The sequence below is a fragment of the Mycolicibacterium vulneris genome (assembly GCF_002104765.1).
GTDB lineage: Bacteria > Actinomycetota > Actinomycetes > Mycobacteriales > Mycobacteriaceae > Mycobacterium > Mycobacterium vulneris.
The window spans coordinates 119,841-137,928 of record NZ_NCXM01000012.1 but is presented as its reverse complement, the minus strand read 5'-3'; the positions used below and the strand labels follow the sequence as shown (position 1 = coordinate 137,928).

Here is an 18,088-nt window from a genome sequence, read left to right as displayed (position 1 = left end):
TACGCTCTGCATCGTCGCCGGAGGTCACGAACGGGCGATCTCGACCATCTCGAAGTCGGTCTTGGCCGCACCGCAATCCGGGCAGCTCCAGTCCTCGGGGATGTCGTCCCACCGGGTGCCCGGGGCGATGCCGTCTTCCGGCCAGCCCTTGGCCTCGTCGTATTCGAATCCGCACTGCACGCAGATGAAGAGCTTGAAGTCGTCGCTCATCGGTGCACTCCTATCGTTTCGAAATCGGCCTTCTCGAGCACCGCGCAATCGGGGCAGCACCAGTCTTCGGGGATGTCGGCGAAGGGCGTGCCCGCGGGAAACCCTTCCCGCGGTGCGCCTTTCGCTTCGTCGTAGGTGTACTCGCAGCCGGGGCAGCGATACGCGCTCATGCCGCACCGACCTGTGGGGCCCCGTAGCGCGCCAGCAGCTTCTCGCGCAGCCTGGGTTGCACATTGACCCGGGTGATGTCGCCGTCGTAGTGCGCCAGCACCCGGTGATCCATCACCTTGCGCCACAGCGGCGGGAAGTAGGTGAGCGAGATCATCGAGGCGTAGCCGCTCGGCAGGTTGGGCGCGCCCTCCATGCTGCGCAGCGTCTGGTAGCGACGGGTCGGGTTGGCGTGGTGGTCGCTGTGCCGCTGCAGGTGGTAGAGGAACAGGTTGGTCACCACGTGGTCGGAGTTCCAGCTGTGCACCGGGGTGCAGCGCTCGTAGCGGCCGCTCGAATTCTTCTGCCGCAGCAGGCCGTAGTGCTCCAGGTAGTTGACCGATTCCAGCAGGCTGAAGCCGAAGACCGCCTGGATGATCACGAAGGGGATCAGCGCAGGGCCGAAGATCGCGATCAGCGCCCCCCACAGCACCACCGACATCAGCCAGGCGTTGAGGACGTCGTTGGACGCGTACGTCTTGGGGTGCCACGGGCTGGCGCCCTGCCGGCGGATCCGTTGCGCCTCCAGCCGCAGCGACGAGCGCAGGCTGCCGAACACGCTGCGCGGCAAGAACTCCCAGAAGGTCTCGCCGAAGCGCGCCGACGCGGGGTCTTCCGGGGTGGCGACCCGCACGTGGTGGCCGCGGTTGTGCTCGATGTAGAAGTGCCCGTAGCAGGTCTGCGCCAGGGTGATCTTGGACAACCAGCGCTCCAGCGAGTCCTTCTTGTGGCCCATCTCGTGGGCTGTGTTGATGCCGACCCCGCCGAGCACGCCGACCGACAGCGCCAGCCCGAGCTTTCCCGCCCAGCTGAGCGCGCCGTCAAAGCCGAGCCAGCTCAGGTTCGAGGCGGTGAACAGGTAGGCGCCGAAGGCGACGCTGAGGTACTGAAACGGGATGTAGATGTAGGTGCAGTAGCGGTAGTACCTGTCGTTCTCCAGCCGCTCCATGACCTCGTCGGGCGGGTTCTGCCCGTCGGGCCCGAAACGCAGGTCGAGGATCGGCAGCAGGACCCAGAGCAGGATAGGCCCGATCCACAGCGGCACCTGCGCCGCGGCGTGCCAGCCCAGCCGGTTCAGCCCCCACATCAGCGGCAGCATCACGAACAACGCCGTCGGGGCGATCAGCCCCATCAGCCATAGGCGACGCTTCTTATCCCGCCAGGCGAGCGGCTCGGATTCCCGGCTCAGTTGCGGTTCGAATGTGGTCATATGCCAAACCTCCTTGTGAGTCACACCACGTCGAGGTTGGACAATACCGAGGTTTGCGTCTTCTGTCTAGACAAAAGTCGCTAGTTTGTAAAGCCGGTTGTTAGGGCACCGGGCTGCGCGGGTCGGCCTCGAGAGCGTCGCCGTACTCGGTCTCCCCCTCCCCCCGCCGGCCCTGCACCGAGTGCCAGTAGCCGTAGCCGGCGTAGATCGCCGTGCCGACCACCAGCCACACCCCAAACCGGACCCAGGTGAGCGCGGTGAGGTTGAGCATCAGCCACAGACACGCGGCGATCGAGGCGATCGGCAGCAGCGGCACCCACGGCGCCTTGAACCCGCGCTCCAGGTCCGGCCGGGTCCGGCGCAGGACGATCACTCCGGCCGAGACCAGGACGAAGGCGAACAGGGTTCCGACGTTCACCATCTCCTCGAGCTTCGTGATGGGAAACACCGATGCCGTCACCGCAACCACCACGGCGACCAGCACGGTGATCCGCACCGGAGTCCCGTGGGAGCCCGTCTTGGCCAGCGAGCGCGGCAACAGCCCGTCGCGCGCCATGGCGAACAGGACCCGGCACTGGCCGAGCATCAGCACCATCACCACGGTGGTCAGTCCCGCCAGCGCCCCGATGGAGATGATCTTGCTCGCCCAATGGATGCCGTTCGCGGTGAAGGCCGTGGCCAGGTTCGCCTGTCCGCGGCCCTGGACGGTCTTGAGTTCTGTGTAGGAGACCATCCCGGACAGCACGATGGCGACGGCGACGTAGAGGAGGGTGACGATGCCCAGTGACGCCAGGATTCCCCGCGGCACGTCGCGCTGCGGATTCTTGGTCTCCTCGGCCATGGTGGCAACGATGTCGAACCCGATGAACGCGAAGAACACGATGGACGCCCCGGCCAGCACGCCGTACCAGCCGTAGTGGCTGCTGTGCGCGCCGGTCAGCAACGACAGGACGGACTGGTCGATGCCCTTGGCCTGGCTACCGGCTTCCGCTTTGGGGATGAACGGCGAGTAGTTGGCGCGCTTGATGTAGAAGGCGCCGACCACCACCACGAACAGCACGACCGACACCTTGATCGCGGTGACCACCGCGGAGAACCTGGACGACAACTTGGTGCCCAGCGCGATCAGGGTCGCCACGCCCCCGACGATCACCAACGCCCCCCAGTCCACCTGGGCGGAGCCGAATTTGGCCGTGCCGCCGGCGAATCCGAACACCGTGCCCAGGTAGCTCGACCAGCCCTTGGCCACCACGGCCGCACCGATCGCCAACTCCAGCAGTAGGTTCCAGCCGATGATCCAGGCCAGGAACTCCCCGAAGGTGGCGTAGGAGAACGTGTAGGCGCTACCGGCCACCGGCAGCATCGAGGCGAACTCGGCGTAGCACAGCGCGGCCAGCGCGCAGGTGCCCGCCGCGATCACGAACGACACCCAGATCGCCGGGCCGGTGATGTCGCCCGTCGTCGACGCGGTGACGGTGAAGATACCGGCGCCGATCACCACCGCGACGCCGAACACGACCAGGTCCCGCCAGGTCAGGTCCTTGCGCAGCTTGGTGTCCGGCTCGTCGGTATCGGCGATTGATTGCTCGATCGACTTGGTCCGCCATCGATTGGCCATGCATTCGCCCTTTCCCAACGCACCATTGGTCCGTCACAGTACTGGGTACTCTCCGCGAATGCCGGATAGCACAGCAACGGCCAGGGACCATGCCGTGGTCATCGGCGGGAGCATCGCTGGTCTTTGCGCCGCGCGGGTGCTTTCGGATTCGTATTCGCGGGTGACGGTGTACGAGCGCGACGAGTTACCGGCCAAACCGGCCAACCGGGCGACGGTGCCCCAGGATCGGCACCTGCACATGCTGATGGCCCGCGGCGCCATCGAATTCGAGGACCTTTTCCCCGGCCTGCTGGACGACATGGTGGCCGCCGGCGTGCTCAAACTCCAGAATCGGCCCGACTGCATCCACCTGGGCGCCGCGGGCCACGTGCTGGGCACCGGGCAGACCCTGCGCGACGAGTTCACCGCCTATGTGCCCAGCCGCCCGCAGCTGGAATGGCAGTTGCGCAAACGGGTTCGCGACCTCGACAACGTCAGCGTGGCGCGCCGCTCGGTGGCCGAGCCGCGGTTCGACCGCGAGCGGCAACGGGTGACCGGCGTGCTGCTGGATTCCGACGGCCCCGACGGCGACGACCCGGAGTTCGTCGCTGCGGACCTCGTCGTCGACGCGGCCGGCCGCGGGACGCGGCTGCCGGCGTGGCTGACGGATTGGGGATTCGAGCGCCCGGTCGAACAAGCCCTGGACATCGGCATCCATTACGCCACCCAGCGGTTCGCCATCCCCGACGGGCTGGTCGCGGAGAAGGTGGTGGTCGCCGGGGCCTCGCACGACCAGTCGCTGGGGCTGGGCATGCTGTGCTACGAGGACGGCACCTGGGTGTTGACCACGTTCGGCGTGGCAAACGCCAAACCGCCGAGGACCTTTCCGGAGATGCTGGAGCTGGCCCGGCACATGCTGCCGGCCCACTTCCACGCGGCGCTGTCGCGGGCCCAGCCGTTGGGCGAACCGGCGTTTCACGCCTTCCCGGCGAGCAAGTGGCGGCGCTACGACAAGCTGGAGCGCCTGCCGGCCGGCATCATCGCCTTCGGCGACGCGGTGGCCAGCTTCAATCCCACCTACGGCCAGGGCATGACGATGACCTCGCTACAGGCCGGGCACCTGCGCCGCGCGCTGCAGTTCCCCGACGATCGGGTTGCCGCGGAGCTGAATCGGGCCACCGCCAAGAGCACCTTCCCGGTGTGGATGATGAACGCGATCGGCGACGTCACGTTTCACCGTGCCGGCACCAAGGGGCCGATCCCCTGGTGGTGGCGGCCGTCGGGGGCACTGTTCGATCAATTCCTGGGCGCCGCGGAGACCGAGCCCGTTCTGGCGGAATGGTTCCTGCGACGGTTCTCGCTGCTCGACAGCCTCTACATGGTTCCGCCGCCGCGGATCATCGGCCGAGCGATGGCGCACAACCTGCGGCTATGGCTGAGCGAACGGCGCGACGCCGCCAAACGGCGGCGGGCCGTGGCGATCGCAAGCCCGGCCGCGGCGATCGCAAGCGCGGCGAAGCCGGGCGCTGCGGGTCGCCGCACTCGGCACGAGCCGGGCGAAGCGGGTCGTCACCGCCAGGCCTAGCTCACAGCCCAACAGTCGCCCTGAACAGCTTGGTGGGTTCGTGCGCGACCAGCCGGATCGGGGTGTCGTCGGCGGCCACCCAGGCGGCCGTCCCCCGCTTCAGCGTCAGCGAACCGGACTTGCCGTACACCGTCGTGGAACCCTGGCTGCACAACAGGATCTGCGGACCCTCGTGGCTGCACGTCGCGTCCACCTCGTGGCCGACGTACTCGTCGTCGAGCTCCAGCAGCGCGACGGCGAACTCGTCGGCCGGGGTCTCATAGATCAGTCCTAAGCCCTCGCGGCGGATGCGCGGCCGTAGCTGCTCCTCGGTGGTGGGCGCGAAGTCCAGCACCCGCAACAGCTCGGGCACGTCGACGTGCTTGGGGGTCAGGCCACCACGCAAGACGTTGTCGGAGTTGGCCATCACCTCCACCGCGAAGCCCCGCAGGTAGGTGTGCAGGTTTCCGGCGGAGACGAAGATGGCCTCGCCGGGCGCCAGGCCGACGCGGTTCAGCAGCAGTGCCGCCAGGACGCCCGCGTCACCGGGATAGCGTTCGCCGAGCTCGAGCACCGTCTTGGCCTCGGCGGCGAATTCGGTCGCGCCCGAACTGAGGTAGGCGATGGCGCCGTCCAGCACGGCGGTCACCAGCACGTCGATGTCGGGCTGCGGGGCGGTGATCCAGGTGGTGAACAGCGCGCGCAGACCGTCGGCGTCGGACTGGTCGTTCAGCAGATCGATGTAGGGGTCGAGGTCGGAGACGGCCAGGGCCCGCAGCAGCTCGACGGTGCGCGAGGCCTGCCGGAATCCGGCCAGCGCCTCGAACGGGTGCAGCGCGACCAGCAGCTCGGGCTTGTGCGACATGTCGCGGTAGTTGCGCACCGGCGAGTTCAGCGGGATGCCGACCCGCTCCTCCCGCATGTACCCCTCGGCCGCCTGCGCGGCGCTCGGGTGGGCCTGCAGGGACAGCGGCTCGTCGGCGGCCAGCACCTTCACCAGGAACGGCAGCACGTCGCCGAACCGCGCCCGCGACACCCGCCCGAGCTGTCCCTCCGGGTCGTCACCCAACGCCTCGAGCAACGAGATTTCGCCGTTGTCCGTCTCCAGCCACGCCGGATCGCCGGGGTGCGCCCCGAACCAGAGCTCGGCCTCGGGATGCGCCGCCGGCACCGGACGCTCGGTGAATTCGGCGATCGCAGTACGCGAACCCCAGGCGTACGTTCTCAAGGCACCGCGAAGCAGTTCCACTGTTGTATCTATCCCCGCACCAGTCGCATATAAACCGCGGCCATTTCCAGCCGGACGGCCAATACTGCCAGTTGCTGCTCACGGTTGCCGGGGCCCCCCAGCGCAGGCGACACGCCGTAGCCGGCCGAGCCGCCGGGTCCGTCGGGCACGTCCTCAGCAGCGAGCAGGTACACGTTGTCCAGCCCGGCGGTCCGGGCGGATACCCCCGCCTGCTCGGCCGCCAGGACCACGGCCAGCACCCGCAACCGTTGCGGCAGCGGTCCGTCGATCTCTTCGTCGTGGAAGAGGGCGGCGTCGGGATCCTCGAAGCCGTCCGACGCCGCGGCGCGCAGGGCGACCAACGCGTCCGCCAGCCCGGCAGCCGGGGTCACCTGGTTCGCGACCCGCAACAGCACCGAGCTGCCGTGCCGGGCCAGCGCGAGCGTCGCGGCCCCGTCGCCGGCCAGCGCCACCTGACGCTCGGTGATCCGCGCGGCCAGCAGCTTGGCCGGGTTGGTGAACAGCTCGCGGGTGGCGCTGTTGCGCAGCGCCTCGGCGTCCAGCTCGTCGGCGAGCACCGCCAGGTCGACCTTTGGTCGCGAATCCACGGCGTGCACGACGGCCAGCCCGGCGGCCAGGTACCGGGACAGGCCGAACTCGTCGGAAACCGACAGCCGGGGCGCCAGCACCGCGGCGCGCCCGGCGGTGGCGTCCCGCAACGGGCCCTCGTACGGCGCCGCCACCACCACCCGGGCGCCCCGGCGCAACCCGGTCGCGGCCGCGGTGACCAGCGCGGGATCACCCGCTTCGCCGCCCGCGACGACCAGCACATCGAGCGGACCCACCCACGGCGGCGCCTCGTCGGCGAGGGTGAAGGGCTGCGAGGCGGTTCCACCCATGGTCGCGGCCAGCATGGTCCCGGCGGTGTCGGCGGTACCGCGCCCCGCCACCCAGATGACGCTGCGCGGACGGTCGTCGGCGCGCAGCGGGTCCAGCGCACCCTCGTCGACCGCGGCGGCCACCGCACGGACCTGGGCACCGGCCGACGACGCGGCCCGCAGCAGGCCGTCGCGGTCGGCCGCCAACAAGCCCTCGGTGTCCTCGAGGTCGATCGACCGGATGGCGTTCACGGCGCGGCCTTCACGCCCGAGGTCGTCGTGGCGATTTCGGCACTGATCTGGGCGACGACCGCGGCCACGTCCTCGGCCGTGCGGGCCTCCACGTTGAGCCGCAGCAACGGCTCGGTGTTCGAGCTGCGCAGGTTGAACCAGCTGCCGTCGCCCAGGTCGGCCGTCACCCCGTCCACGTGATCGAGGGAGTGAATCCGGGTGCCGAACGACTTCAACACCGCCTCGGTGCACTGCCCGGCGTCGGAAACCGTGAAGTTGATTTCGCCGGACGATTCGTAGCGCTGGTAGTCCGCGGTCACCTCCGACAGCGGGCGGTCCTGCTCGCCGAGCGCGGCCAGCACGTACAGCGCCGCCAGCATCCCGGAGTCGGCGCCCCAGAAGTCGCGGAAGTAGTAGTGCGCCGAATGCTCACCGCCGAAGATTGCGCCGGTGTCGGCCATCAGCGCCTTGATATAGGAGTGCCCCACCCGGGACCGCAGCGGAGTGCCGCCGCGCTCGGCGACGAGTTCGGGCACCGCGCGCGAGGTGATCACGTTGTGGATGATCGTCGCGCCGATCTCGCGGCCCAGCTCGCGGGCGGCCACCAGGCTGGTCACCGTCGACGGCGACACGGGATTGCCGCGTTCGTCGACCACGAAGCAGCGGTCGGCGTCGCCGTCGAAGGCCAGCCCGATGTCGGCGCCGGTCTCGCGCACATAGGCCTGCAGGTCCACCAGGTTGGCGGGGTCGAGCGGGTTGGCCTCGTGATTGGGAAACGAGCCGTCGAGCTCGAAGTACAACGGCTCCAACGTGATCGAGTCGATCGCGCCGAGAACGGCGGGCGTGGTCAGACCGGCCATGCCGTTGCCGGCGTCCACGGCCACCCGTAGCGGGCGCAGCCCGGAGGTGTTCACCAGCGACCGCAGGAACTGTCCGTAGTCGGCCAACACGTCGCGATCGCTCACGCTGCCCGGTTCCCCGTCGTAGCCCTCGACGCCGGCGATCACGTCATCGGCGACGACGCGCAGGCCGGTCTCGGCGCCAACGGGTTTGGCCCCCGCCCGGCACAGCTTGATGCCGTTATAGGCAGCCGGGTTGTGGCTCGCGGTGAACATGGCGCCGGGGCAGTCCAGCAGCCCGGAGGCGAAGTAGAGCTGATCGGTGGACGCCAGACCGATGCGCACCACGTCCAGACCCTGGCCGGTCACCCCGGCGGCGAACGCGGCGGCCAGCGTGGGCGAACTGTCGCGCATGTCGTGGCCGATCACGACCTGTCGCGCGCCCTCGCCGCGCATGAGTTTGGCGAAGGCTGCGCCGAGATCGGTGACCAGCGGCTGGTCGAGCTCTTCGCCGACTAGCCCACGCACGTCGTAAGCCTTGACGACACGGTGGACAGTCGCGGCGGGCCGAGACATGCGGGACTCCTGACGACGTGAACTCTTGGCCGTCAGCCTATCGGGCCACGGAGAACTGGAGCCCCGGCGGTGCGTGAGGATTTCGCGTCGGGCCGGTCAGGACGGCGGGTCGCCACCATCAGGGCTAGTGGCGATCGCAAGCGCGGCGGAGCCGGGCGCAGCGGGTCACCACCATCAGGGCTAGTCACTGGGATCGGGCAACACGCGCAGATGTCCGCGGCGCCGCCCGGAGCGGTGCTCGGGCGGTGCCAGCAGGCTGCTGCTGGGCGCGGTGGCCTGGGACCCGCCGTGATGGATGTGCGCGTCGGCGAAGCCGTTCACCGGCGTCGCCGCGTACGGCGCGCCGCGATCGCCGCCCTCGCGCACCGCGTCGGCCAGGGCGACCAAGTCGTCCTCGTCAGGATGGGCGGGCTCCGAAAGGAGAGGCCCGGCGTGGCGCACCAGCTCCCACCCGCGGGGCGCGGTGATCCGGCCGGCATGGTTGACGCACAAATCCCAGGAATGCGGTTCCCGCGCGGTCGCCAACGGACCGACGACTGCCGTCGAGTCCGAATAGACGAACGTCAGGGTCGCCACGGCGTAGTGCGGGCACCCGGGCCGGCAACAGCGACGGGGAACGTTCACGCTCGAAAGGCTATCGTGCGCAAACGCCGCCGAAGCGCCGGACACGCGCAACTCCCGGGCCCTCGATGTGCAACCGTTACCATCGGCGCGTGGGTGATTCGCGCAGCTCCCCGCGAAGAGATCGGTTTTCCGACGGTTCGGCTCCGCGGCGAGCCGCTACCCATCGACTCTTCCGCAGGGGTCGCGATATGCGCGGCCCGCTGTTGCCCCCGACCGTGCCGGGGTGGCGTAGCCGCGCCGAGCGGTTCGACATGGCGGTGCTGGAGGCCTACGAACCCATCGAGCGGAGCTGGCAGGACCGGCTGGCCGAACTGGACGTGGCGGTCGACGAGATTCCGCGCATCTCGGCCAAGGATCCCGACAGTGTGCAGTGGCCACCCGAGGTGATCGCCGACGGGCCGATCCCGCTGGCGCGATTGATCCCGGCCGGGGTCGACATCCGCGGCAACTCCACGCGGGCGCGAATTGTGTTGTTCCGCAAGCCAATTGAGCGACGGGCTAAAGACACCGTCGAACTCGGTGACCTGCTGCACGAAATCTTGGTGGCTCAGGTCGCCATCTACCTCGACGTTGAGCCGTCGGTCATCGATCCGACGATCGACGACGAATAACTTTCGCTTGCGCGTTGCGCGTCGAATGCTGGAGGCTTAACACTCAGCGCGCATTGCGATCAGCGTGCGTCAGATTATGCCGCGCTTGAGGCGGCGGCGCTCACGTTCGGACAAACCGCCCCAGATACCGAAGCGCTCGTCGTGCTCGAGGGCGTAGTCGAGGCACTCATGACGCACCTCGCAACCCAGGCAGATCTTCTTCGCCTCGCGGGTGGAACCACCCTTTTCCGGGAAGAAGGCCTCGGGGTCGGTCTGGGCGCAGAGCGCCCGATCCTGCCACTGGTCGGCGGCCGGCTCCGGCAGGGGCTCGGGCTCGAAAGCGATTGGCGCATCAGGAACCACGGTCAAATGCGGCCGAGCGGGGCGGTCCAGCGCCGGGTCGATGTCGGTGTGCGGCGTGCTCGCCATGGCGCCTCGAAAAGTTTCGTAAGACATACGGTCGTCCGCCTCCTCAGCTTGATTGAGAGAGTGTGATTGGTTTCCCACTGTTCTGATGTACAGACAATTCGAACAAGTGATCGAATCTCGGTCTGCGACACCGGAGTCGGCCGGCCAACCGGGAAATGACACTGTTGTGATTAGACACGGGTTGATCTGCCGGGTCAAGCACTTCGGCGCATTTCCATACCATCTCGTGATCGAATTTCGGCGTTTCTGTTGTTTTGAGCCTTCGGCGTGTCGATCACAGGGCCCTCAACTTTCCCACAAGTCGCCCACAACCGCTGGGGAACCGCAACTTTGAGGCACCCCCAATGGGCCCGTCACAGGACTGCGGCCGGGCAGTACTGTCGTGCAATGTGAAGGTCACCGTTCTGGTCGGTGGGGTTGGCGGCGCCCGCTTCCTGCTGGGGGTTCAACAGCTGTTCGGGCTCGGTCAATTTCAATCGCAACGGCACCCGGACGCGGAGGCCGGCAGTCACGAGCTGACGGCGATCGTCAACATTGGCGATGACGCCTGGATCCACGGACTGCGCGTCTGCCCCGATTTGGACACCTGCATGTACACCTTAGGTGGAGGTGTAGATCCGGAGCGAGGGTGGGGGCACCGCAACGAAACTTGGCACGCCAAAGAGGAATTGGCGCGCTACGGCGTGCAGCCGGACTGGTTCGGGCTCGGCGACCGTGACCTGGGCACCCACCTGGTGCGCACCCAGATGCTCAACGCCGGCTACCCCCTGTCGCAGATCACCACCGCGCTGTGTGACCGCTGGCAACCCGGCGCGCGGCTGCTGCCCGCCAGCGACGACCGGTGCGAGACCCACGTGGTGATAACCGATCCCGACGACGGCAGCCGGCGGGCCATTCACTTCCAGGAGTGGTGGGTCCGCTACCGGGCCCAGGTGCCCACCCACAGCTTCGCCTTCGTCGGCGCCGAAAACGCGGCCGCCACAACTGATGCCACGGCGGCCATCGCGCAGGCCGACGTGATCCTGCTGGCTCCGTCGAACCCGGTGGTGAGCGTCGGCGCCATCCTGGCCGTGCCCGGCATCCGCGGTGCGTTGCGCGCGGCGCGCGCACCGATCGTCGGCTACTCGCCGATCATCGGTGGAAAGCCTTTGCGCGGCATGGCCGATGCCTGCCTATCCGTGATCGGGGTCGACTCGACCGCCGAAGCGGTCGGCCGCCACTACGGCGCGCGCCGCGACACCGGCATCCTGGACGGCTGGCTGGTGAGCGAGGACGACCGAGCCGACATCGACGGCGTCGAGGTGCGCTCGGTGCCGCTGGTGATGACCGACCCGGCGGCGACGGCCGAGATGGTCCGGGTCGGGCTGGACCTGGCGGGGGTGAGCCCGTGACGCGCGGCGGCGACGATGCAGAGCGAAGCGATGCGAAGGAGCGGCGCCGATGAGTTCTCCGCCCGGCGAGCACGGCAGCGCCGCCGCCATCGAAATTCTGCCCGTCCCCGGGCTGCCCGAGTTCCGGCCAGGCGACGATCTGGGCGCGACCGTCGCCGCGGCCGCGCCGTGGCTGCGCGACGGTGACGTCGTCGTGGTCACCAGCAAGGCGGTGTCCAAGTGTGAGGGACGGCTGGTGCCGGCGCCGCGGGATCCCGAGCAGCGCGACGAACTGAGGCGCAAGCTGGTCGACGACGAAGCCGTCCGGGTGCTCGCCCGCAAAGGCCGAACCCTGATCACCGAGAACCGGATCGGCCTGGTGCAGGCCGCCGCGGGCGTGGACGGATCCAACGTCGGCCGCGACGAACTGGCGCTGCTCCCGGTCGACCCGGACGGCAGCGCCGCGGCGCTGCGCGCTGGGCTGCGCGAGCGGCTCGGCGTCGAGGTCGCCGTCGTCATCACCGACACGATGGGCCGCGCGTGGCGCAACGGCCAGACTGACGCGGCCGTGGGTGCGGCGGGTCTGGCTGTGCTGCACGGCTATTCAGGGGCCGTCGATCAGCACGGCAACGAGCTGCTGGTCACCGAGGTCGCGATCGCCGACGAGATCGCCGCGGCCGCCGATCTGGTCAAGGGCAAACTGACCGCGATGCCGGTGGCGGTGGTGCGCGGCCTGTCCGTGACCGACGACGGCTCCACCGCGCGGCAGTTGCTGCGGCCGGGCACCGAGGACCTGTTCTGGCTCGGCACCGCCGAGGCGCTGGAGATGGGCCGGCGCGAGGCGCAGCTGCTGCGCCGATCGGTGCGCCGGTTCAGCGCCGAGCCTGTGCCCGCCGATCTGCTGGAGGCCGCCGTCGCCGAGGCACTGACCGCACCGGCGCCGCACCACACTCGCCCGGTGCGGTTCGTCTGGCTGCGCACACCGGCCACCCGGACCCGGCTGCTGGACCGCATGAAGGACAAGTGGCGCGCCGACCTCGCCGGTGACGGCCGGCCCGCCGACTCCATCGACCGCCGGGTGGCGCGCGGCCAGATCCTCTACGACGCGCCCGAAGTCGTCATCCCGATCCTGGTGCCCGACGGCGCCCACGCCTATCCCGATGCCGCCCGCACCGACGCCGAGCACACCATGTTCACCGTCGCGGTCGGCGCGGCCGTGCAGGCGCTGCTGGTCGCGCTGGCCGTACGCGGGCTGGGCAGCTGCTGGATCGGCTCGACGATCTTCGCCGCCGACCTGGTGCGCGCCGAGCTGGAACTGCCCGCCGACTGGGAGCCGTTGGGCGCCATCGCCATCGGTTATGCCGCCGAACCGGGCGGGTCGCGGGATCCGGCAGACCCCGGTGATCTGCTGATCCGCAAGTAATACTGAGCCCATGAAGTTCGCGGGCAAAGCGACGGCGTCGGCCGACAAAGTCCGCGGCGGCTACTACACCCCTGCGCCGGTGGCCCGCTTCCTGGCCGCCTGGGTCCGCGCGGCGGGACCCAAGATTGTCGAACCCTCCTGCGGCGACGGCGCCATCCTGCGCGAGCTGGCTCGCCTCAGCGACCAGGTCCGGGGCGTCGAGCTGAACGCCGCCGAGGCGGCCAAGTCCCGCCGGTTCGCGCCCGTCGACGCCGAGAGCCTGTTCGCCTGGCTCGCCACCGCCGAGGCCGGCGGCTGGGACGGGGTCGCGGGCAATCCGCCCTACATCCGGTTCGGCAACTGGTCGTCGCAGCAGCGCGATCCGGCGCTGGACCTGATGCGGCGCGAGGGTCTGCGCCCCACCCGGCTGACCAACGCGTGGGTGCCGTTCGTGGTGGCGAGCACCGTGCTGGCGCGCGATGGCGGACGGGTGGGACTGGTGCTGCCGGCCGAGCTGCTACAGGTCGGCTACGCCGCGCAGCTGCGCGACTTCCTGCTGAGCCGGTTCCGCGACATCACCCTGCTGACCTTCGAGCGGCTGGTGTTCGACGGCATCCTGCAGGAGGTCGTGTTGTTCTGCGGTGTCGTCGGCACCGGCCCCGCGCGCATCCGCACCGTCCACCTCAGGGACGCCGACGCCCTGGCCGAGGCCGACCTGGATGTCGAATCGGCACCGGCGCTCTTACACGAAGACGAGAAGTGGACCAAGTACTTTCTGGACCCCGCCGCGATCCGGCTGCTGCGGGCGCTCAGAAGCTCGGGCAGCCTGACCCGGCTCGGATCGGTCGCCGAGGTCGACGTCGGCATCGTGACGGGGCGCAACGCCTTCTTCACGTTCACCGACGCCCAAGCCGACGAGCTGAGGTTGCGGCCGCACTGCGTCCCGCTGGTCTCGCGCAGCGCCCAGCTGTCCGGGCTGGTCTACGACACCGATTGCCGCGCAAGCGATCTCGCCGCCGGGCAGCGCAGCTGGCTGCTCAACGCGCCACCCGAACCGGCGGATCCAGCGTTGATCGCCCACATCCGCGCCGGCGAAGCCGCCGGGGTGCACCGCGGCTACAAGTGCTCCATCCGCAAGCCGTGGTGGGCCACGCCGTCGCTGTGGGTGCCCGACCTGTTCCTGCTGCGCCAGATCCACCGGGCGCCGCGGCTGACCGTCAACGCCGCCGCGGCCACGAGCACCGACACCGTGCACCGGGTGCGCCTCACCGCCCGCTCCGATGCGCGGGTCGAATCGGCCGCGCTGGCCGCCGCCTTCCACAACAGCGTGACGTTCGCCTTCGCCGAGATCATGGGCCGCAGCTACGGTGGCGGCGTCCTGGAGCTCGAGCCCCGCGAGGCGGAGCAGCTGCCCATCCCCGCGCCGGCGCACGCGGATGCCGAGCTCGCCTGCGATGTGGACCTGCTGCTGAAGGCCAACGAAATCGAGAAGGCGCTCGACGTCGTCGACCGCCGCGTACTGATCGACGGCCTGGGCTTGCCCGCCGACGCGGTGGCGGACTGCCGCGCGGCGTGGGTGTCATTGCGGGATCGGCGGAAACGGCGGGCGTCACGATGAGCGTTCGGGAATCGGCGATCGCCGTGCTGTCGGACTGGGAGCCCCCCGACCCGGCCCAGGATTCCTTGCGGCACGCCGTGCTCGCGTTCGTGCACGCCCGCGCCGACGCGTGCCTGCGCGAGTGCGTACCCGGCCACGTCACCGCGTCGGCGCTGGTGCTCGACCACGCCGGCAAGCAGGTGCTGCTGACCCTGCATCCCCGCGTGGGCCGGTGGGTGCAGCTTGGCGGCCATTGCGACGATGACGACGCCGACGTCCTCGCGGCGGCGCTGCGCGAGGCCACCGAGGAGTCCGGGATCGACGGGCTGCGCATCGAGCCCCGACTGGCCGCGGTGCACGTGCATCCGGTGACCTGCTCGCTGGGAGTGCCGACCCGCCATCTGGATCTGCAGTTCGTCGGGCACGCGCCGGCCGGCGCGCAGATCGCGATCAGCGACGAGTCGGAGGACCTGCGCTGGTGGCCCGCTGACGCACTGCCGGAGGGGACGGATCACGCGCTGGCCTATCTGGTCGCCCGGGCCACGGGCGCCTAGACGTCAGACGAGTAGCGGATGCCGCCGTCGGGAATCGACACACCGGGCCACACCCGGGCGCCGCGCAGCAACTCGCAGCGCGCCCCGATGTCGGCGCCGTCGCCGATCACGCCGTCGCGGATCAGCGCCCGCGGGCCGATGCGCGCGCCGAAGCCGATGATCGAGCGCTCGATCACGCTGCCGGCCTCGACCTTGACGCCGTCGAAGATCACCGCGCCGTCCAGCCGGACGCCCGGACCGATCTCAGCGCCCCGCCCGACGACCGTGCCGCCAATCAGCACCGCGCCCGGCGACACCGCGGCGCCGTCGTGCACCAGCTGCTCGCCGCGGTGGCCGTGCAGCGCCGGCGACGGGGCGATGCCGCGCACCAGATCCGCCGAGCCGCGGACGAAGTCCTCGGGCGTGCCCATGTCGCGCCAGTAGCTGGCGTCGACGTAGCCGCACACCTTCACGCCGGGGTCGGACAGCAGCGCGGGGAACACCTCACGCTCCACCGAGACCTCCCGGCCGCGCGGAATCCGGTCGATCACCTGGCGGCAGAAGACGTAGGTTCCGGCGTTGATCTGGTCGGTCGGCGGGTCCTGCGTCTTCTCCACGAACGCGGTGACCCAACCGTTGTCGTCGGTGGTCACGCAGCCGAACGCCCGCGGGTCACCCACCCGCACCAGGTGCAGGGTGACGTCGGACTGCTGGGCGGAGTGGAAGTCGAGCATCTGGCCCAGGTCGGCCCCGGAGAGCACATCGCCGTTGAACACCATCACGGTGTCGTGCCGCAGGTGCCCGGCGACGTTGGCGATGCCGCCGCCGGTGCCCAGCGGATGCTCCTCGGTGACGTATTCGATCTGCAGGCCGAGTTTGGAGCCGTCGCCGAACTCCGCCTCGAACACCGCGGCCTGATACGACGTGCTGAGGATGACGTGCTCGATGCCGGCCGCGGCGACCCGCGACAGCAGATGCGTGAGGAACGGCAGCCCCGCGGTGGGCAGCATGGGCTTGGGTGCCGAGAGGGTCAGCGGCCGCAGCCGGGTGCCCTTGCCGCCGACCAGGATCACCACATCGACTTCGGGACCCCGCGAAAGATCTGCCACCTCAGTGTCGCCCTTCTGCCAGTTTCCGCCGTCCGGAGGCGCGCAGCGCGCTGCGCACCATCAGGCGGGACCGCACCGCCAGCGAGGCGCGCAGGGTCCAGCGCAGCGGAGCGCGCAGCCAACCGGAATGCCGGTCGGCCAGGAACATATACGTGCTCTTGTGGTGGGCGGCCAGGTGGTTGGCCGGATCCCCGCCGGTGGAATGGCCCTTGTGGTGCAGCACTTCCGCCGACGGCACGTAGACGGACAGCCAGCCGGCCTTGCCGAGCCGGTCGCCGAGGTCGACGTCTTCCATGTACATGAAGTAGCGCTCGTCGAACCCGCCGATCTGGCCGAACGCCGAGCGACGCACCAGCAGGCAGGCCCCCGACAGCCAGCCCACCGGCCGCTCGCTGGGCTCCAGCCGCTCCTGGCGGTACGCCGCCGACCACGGGTTGCGCTTCCAAAACGGCCCGACGACCGCGTGCATGCCGCCGCGGATCAGGCTGGGCAGGTGCCGCGCCGACGGATACACCGACCCGTCGGGATCGCGGACCAGCGGGCCCAGCGCACCGGCGCGCGGCCAGCGCGACGCGGCGTCCAGCAGTTCGTCGATGCTGCCCGGGCCCCACTGCACGTCCGGGTTGGCGACGATGACCCAGTCGTCCTCGGGGTCCAGCCGTGCGACGGCGCGATTCACCGCGGTCCCGTAGCCGAGGTTGGCCCCGGTGTGGAACAGCCGCACGTTGGGATAGCGCTCGACGGCGGCCTCGGGGGTGCCGTCGGTGGAGCCGTTGTCGGCCAGCAGCACGCACACCTCTCGCTCGGTGGCCAGCGACAGCGAGGCCAGGAAGCGCTCCAGGTGCGGGCCCGGTGAGTAGGTCACCGTCACGACCGGCAGGACGTCAGTCACGCGTAGAGGGTAACGGTCGATCGGCCCCAACAGCGCCATCAACGTTGCTTTGAGAGGCGGCCAGGGCCGCGACAAGCGCAGGGCGCCAAGGCCTCAGCGGCCGCATTCCCGCCGCCACGGACTGTCCGCTGGACAGCGCGGAGTAGGCCGGGCGGGGTGCCGGGCGGGGGAAGTGGTCGGTAGTGACCGGTCGCACCCGCTCCGGATCGGCGCCGCACTCCTCGAAGACGGCGCGGGCCTGTTCGAACCGCGAGCACGCACCCTCGTTGGCGGCGTGCAGGATTGGACCGGGCACACCGTCGTCGACGATCTGCAGCAGCGCGGCCGCCAGGTCGCCGACGTAGGTCGGGGAGCCGGTCTGGTCGTGCACCACGTCCACCGGACCGTCCCCGGCGGCCAGCCGGCGCATGACGGCGACGAAGTCCTTGCCGGTGCCGCCGGTGTAGACCCAGGCGGTGCGGACCACGACCGCCTCCGGCAGCGCCGCCAGCACAGCCCGCTCCCCCGCGACCTTGCTGCGGGCGTACACACTCTGCGGCGCGGTTTGATCGGTGGGCTCGTACGGCCGGGGCGCCGCGCCGCCGAAGTCCCCGTTGAACACGTAGTCGGTGGAGACGTGGACCAGCTGCGCGCCGGCCTGCGCGCAGGCGCGGGCGATGTGCCCGGGGCCGGTTTCGTTGACCGCGAACGCGCCGGCCTCGTCGCTCTCGGCGCCGTCGACGTTGGTGTAGGCCGCGCAGTTGATCACCACGTCGCCGGGCTGCACGATCCGCTCGGCGGCCGCGGGGTCGGTGATGTCCCACTGCGACGACGTGAGCGACAGGGCGTCGCGGCCCTGACGTGCTGTTAGCGAGGTCAAATAGCCGCCCAGCTGCCCACCGGCGCCGGCGATCACAATCCTGCCCGACATGGTTCGAGTTTGGCATGGCCCGAAATCCAGGGGCCAAGCCCGGGGCACGCGGGGCTTCGTTACCCGTGAAGCTCCTGTGTCGCAAGTAATGT

General features: G+C 69.9%; 18 protein-coding genes. 6 read left to right on the top strand and 12 right to left on the bottom strand.

Annotated features, from left to right (window positions below):
• Nucleotides 1–24: 24 nt before the first annotated feature.
• The 4 genes from B8W69_RS13660 to B8W69_RS13645 all read right to left on the bottom strand — a co-directional run bounded on the left by B8W69_RS13660 (nucleotide 25) and on the right by B8W69_RS13645 (nucleotide 3,245).
• On the bottom strand, nucleotides 25–210 hold the full coding sequence (locus tag B8W69_RS13660) for a rubredoxin (protein WP_067104206.1): 186 nt from the start codon (nucleotides 208–210) through the stop codon (nucleotides 25–27).
• A complete protein-coding gene (locus tag B8W69_RS13655; protein WP_085290333.1) occupies nucleotides 207–380 on the bottom strand; it encodes a rubredoxin in 174 nt (57 codons plus the stop codon). The genes B8W69_RS13660 and B8W69_RS13655 overlap by 4 nt, the downstream gene beginning before the upstream one ends.
• The gene (locus B8W69_RS13650) at nucleotides 377–1,627 is read right to left on the bottom strand and encodes an alkane 1-monooxygenase (protein WP_085290332.1); all 1,251 of its coding nucleotides are present in this window, start codon (nucleotides 1,625–1,627) and stop codon (nucleotides 377–379) included. Before B8W69_RS13650 ends, B8W69_RS13655 begins: the two co-directional genes overlap by 4 nt.
• A gap of 100 nt (nucleotides 1,628–1,727) precedes the next feature.
• Complete coding sequence (locus tag B8W69_RS13645; RefSeq protein WP_085290331.1) at nucleotides 1,728–3,245, bottom strand: amino acid permease; 1,518 nt, start codon at nucleotides 3,243–3,245, stop codon at nucleotides 1,728–1,730.
• Nucleotides 3,246–3,339: 94 nt separating this feature from the next.
• Between B8W69_RS13645 and B8W69_RS13640 the strand changes: the two genes are divergently transcribed.
• Nucleotides 3,340–4,809: an FAD-dependent oxidoreductase gene (locus B8W69_RS13640; RefSeq protein ID WP_245843243.1), complete on the top strand. Its 1,470-nt coding sequence runs from the start codon at nucleotides 3,340–3,342 to the stop codon at nucleotides 4,807–4,809.
• A 1-nt stretch (nucleotide 4,810) separates the two neighbouring features.
• Here B8W69_RS13640 and manA read toward each other — a convergent pair whose 3' ends face one another.
• The 4 genes from manA to B8W69_RS13620 all read right to left on the bottom strand — a co-directional run bounded on the left by manA (nucleotide 4,811) and on the right by B8W69_RS13620 (nucleotide 9,164).
• Nucleotides 4,811–6,037, bottom strand: coding sequence for a mannose-6-phosphate isomerase, class I (manA, locus tag B8W69_RS13635; RefSeq protein WP_085290329.1), 1,227 nt, complete (start codon nucleotides 6,035–6,037; stop codon nucleotides 4,811–4,813).
• Between the two features lie 8 nt (nucleotides 6,038–6,045).
• Complete coding sequence (locus tag B8W69_RS13630) at nucleotides 6,046–7,146, bottom strand: TobH protein (RefSeq protein ID WP_085290328.1); 1,101 nt, start codon at nucleotides 7,144–7,146, stop codon at nucleotides 6,046–6,048.
• Complete coding sequence (locus B8W69_RS13625) at nucleotides 7,143–8,540, bottom strand: phosphomannomutase/phosphoglucomutase (protein ID WP_085290327.1); 1,398 nt, start codon at nucleotides 8,538–8,540, stop codon at nucleotides 7,143–7,145. Before B8W69_RS13625 ends, B8W69_RS13630 begins: the two co-directional genes overlap by 4 nt.
• A gap of 180 nt (nucleotides 8,541–8,720) precedes the next feature.
• On the bottom strand, nucleotides 8,721–9,164 hold the full coding sequence (locus B8W69_RS13620; RefSeq protein ID WP_181447395.1) for a DUF3499 domain-containing protein: 444 nt from the start codon (nucleotides 9,162–9,164) through the stop codon (nucleotides 8,721–8,723).
• Between the two features lie 188 nt (nucleotides 9,165–9,352).
• On the opposite strand from B8W69_RS13620, the gene B8W69_RS13615 reads away from it, so the two are divergent.
• Nucleotides 9,353–9,775 carry a metallopeptidase family protein gene (locus B8W69_RS13615; protein WP_065029840.1) on the top strand — a complete coding sequence of 141 codons (423 nt, stop codon included), beginning with the start codon at nucleotides 9,353–9,355 and terminating at the stop codon, nucleotides 9,773–9,775.
• 69 nt (nucleotides 9,776–9,844) lie between these two features.
• On the opposite strand, the gene B8W69_RS13610 is transcribed toward B8W69_RS13615, so the two are convergent.
• Nucleotides 9,845–10,183: a WhiB family transcriptional regulator gene (locus B8W69_RS13610; RefSeq protein WP_085290325.1), complete on the bottom strand. Its 339-nt coding sequence runs from the start codon at nucleotides 10,181–10,183 to the stop codon at nucleotides 9,845–9,847.
• A 389-nt stretch (nucleotides 10,184–10,572) separates the two neighbouring features.
• Here B8W69_RS13610 and cofD point away from each other — a divergent pair, with 389 nt between their 5' ends.
• The 4 genes from cofD to B8W69_RS13585 are packed head-to-tail and all read left to right on the top strand — an operon-like array spanning nucleotide 10,573 to nucleotide 15,106.
• A complete protein-coding gene (cofD, locus tag B8W69_RS13600) occupies nucleotides 10,573–11,574 on the top strand; it encodes a 2-phospho-L-lactate transferase (protein ID WP_085290323.1) in 1,002 nt (333 codons plus the stop codon).
• 49 nt (nucleotides 11,575–11,623) lie between these two features.
• Nucleotides 11,624–12,976 (top strand): coenzyme F420-0:L-glutamate ligase, encoded by a 1,353-nt coding sequence (locus B8W69_RS13595; protein ID WP_085290322.1) that lies wholly within the window; start codon nucleotides 11,624–11,626, stop codon nucleotides 12,974–12,976.
• Between the two features lie 10 nt (nucleotides 12,977–12,986).
• Nucleotides 12,987–14,573 carry an Eco57I restriction-modification methylase domain-containing protein gene (locus B8W69_RS13590; protein WP_085290321.1) on the top strand — a complete coding sequence of 529 codons (1,587 nt, stop codon included), beginning with the start codon at nucleotides 12,987–12,989 and terminating at the stop codon, nucleotides 14,571–14,573.
• The gene (locus B8W69_RS13585) at nucleotides 14,570–15,106 is read left to right on the top strand and encodes an NUDIX hydrolase (RefSeq protein WP_085290320.1); all 537 of its coding nucleotides are present in this window, start codon (nucleotides 14,570–14,572) and stop codon (nucleotides 15,104–15,106) included. Before B8W69_RS13590 ends, B8W69_RS13585 begins: the two co-directional genes overlap by 4 nt.
• On the opposite strand, the gene manB is transcribed toward B8W69_RS13585, so the two are convergent.
• From manB to rfbD, 3 genes are read right to left on the bottom strand one after another with little or no spacing between them, the layout of a single operon-like run.
• Nucleotides 15,103–16,194, bottom strand: a complete 1,092-nt coding sequence (gene manB, locus B8W69_RS13580; protein WP_085290319.1) for a mannose-1-phosphate guanylyltransferase ManB — start codon at nucleotides 16,192–16,194, stop codon at nucleotides 15,103–15,105. The two genes, B8W69_RS13585 and manB, sit on opposite strands and share 4 nt — an antisense overlap.
• A 1-nt stretch (nucleotide 16,195) precedes the next feature.
• Complete coding sequence (locus B8W69_RS13575) at nucleotides 16,196–17,125, bottom strand: glycosyltransferase family 2 protein (RefSeq protein ID WP_110881923.1); 930 nt, start codon at nucleotides 17,123–17,125, stop codon at nucleotides 16,196–16,198.
• Nucleotides 17,079–17,996, bottom strand: coding sequence for a dTDP-4-dehydrorhamnose reductase (gene rfbD, locus B8W69_RS13570; protein ID WP_085290317.1), 918 nt, complete (start codon nucleotides 17,994–17,996; stop codon nucleotides 17,079–17,081). The genes B8W69_RS13575 and rfbD overlap by 47 nt, the downstream gene beginning before the upstream one ends.
• Nucleotides 17,997–18,088: the final 92 nt, after the last annotated feature.

Excerpts from the sequence above, each read along its gene's own strand:
- B8W69_RS13660 (WP_067104206.1), bottom strand. The coding sequence starts at position 210 with ATGAGCGACGACTTCAAGCTCTTCATCTGCGTGCAGTGCGGATTCGAA.
- B8W69_RS13655 (WP_085290333.1), bottom strand. The coding sequence starts at position 380 with ATGAGCGCGTATCGCTGCCCCGGCTGCGAGTACACCTACGACGAAGCG.
- B8W69_RS13650 (WP_085290332.1), bottom strand. The coding sequence starts at position 1,627 with ATGACCACATTCGAACCGCAACTGAGCCGGGAATCCGAGCCGCTCGCC.
- B8W69_RS13645 (WP_085290331.1), bottom strand. The coding sequence starts at position 3,245 with ATGGCCAATCGATGGCGGACCAAGTCGATCGAGCAATCAATCGCCGAT.
- B8W69_RS13625 (WP_085290327.1), bottom strand. The coding sequence starts at position 8,540 with ATGTCTCGGCCCGCCGCGACTGTCCACCGTGTCGTCAAGGCTTACGAC.
- B8W69_RS13615 (WP_065029840.1), top strand. The coding sequence starts at position 9,353 with ATGCGCGGCCCGCTGTTGCCCCCGACCGTGCCGGGGTGGCGTAGCCGC.
- B8W69_RS13610 (WP_085290325.1), bottom strand. The coding sequence starts at position 10,183 with ATGGCGAGCACGCCGCACACCGACATCGACCCGGCGCTGGACCGCCCC.
- B8W69_RS13595 (WP_085290322.1), top strand. The coding sequence starts at position 11,624 with ATGAGTTCTCCGCCCGGCGAGCACGGCAGCGCCGCCGCCATCGAAATT.
- B8W69_RS13590 (WP_085290321.1), top strand. The coding sequence starts at position 12,987 with ATGAAGTTCGCGGGCAAAGCGACGGCGTCGGCCGACAAAGTCCGCGGC.
- B8W69_RS13585 (WP_085290320.1), top strand. The coding sequence starts at position 14,570 with ATGAGCGTTCGGGAATCGGCGATCGCCGTGCTGTCGGACTGGGAGCCC.
- B8W69_RS13575 (WP_110881923.1), bottom strand. The coding sequence starts at position 17,125 with ATGGCGCTGTTGGGGCCGATCGACCGTTACCCTCTACGCGTGACTGAC.
- rfbD (WP_085290317.1), bottom strand. The coding sequence starts at position 17,996 with ATGTCGGGCAGGATTGTGATCGCCGGCGCCGGTGGGCAGCTGGGCGGC.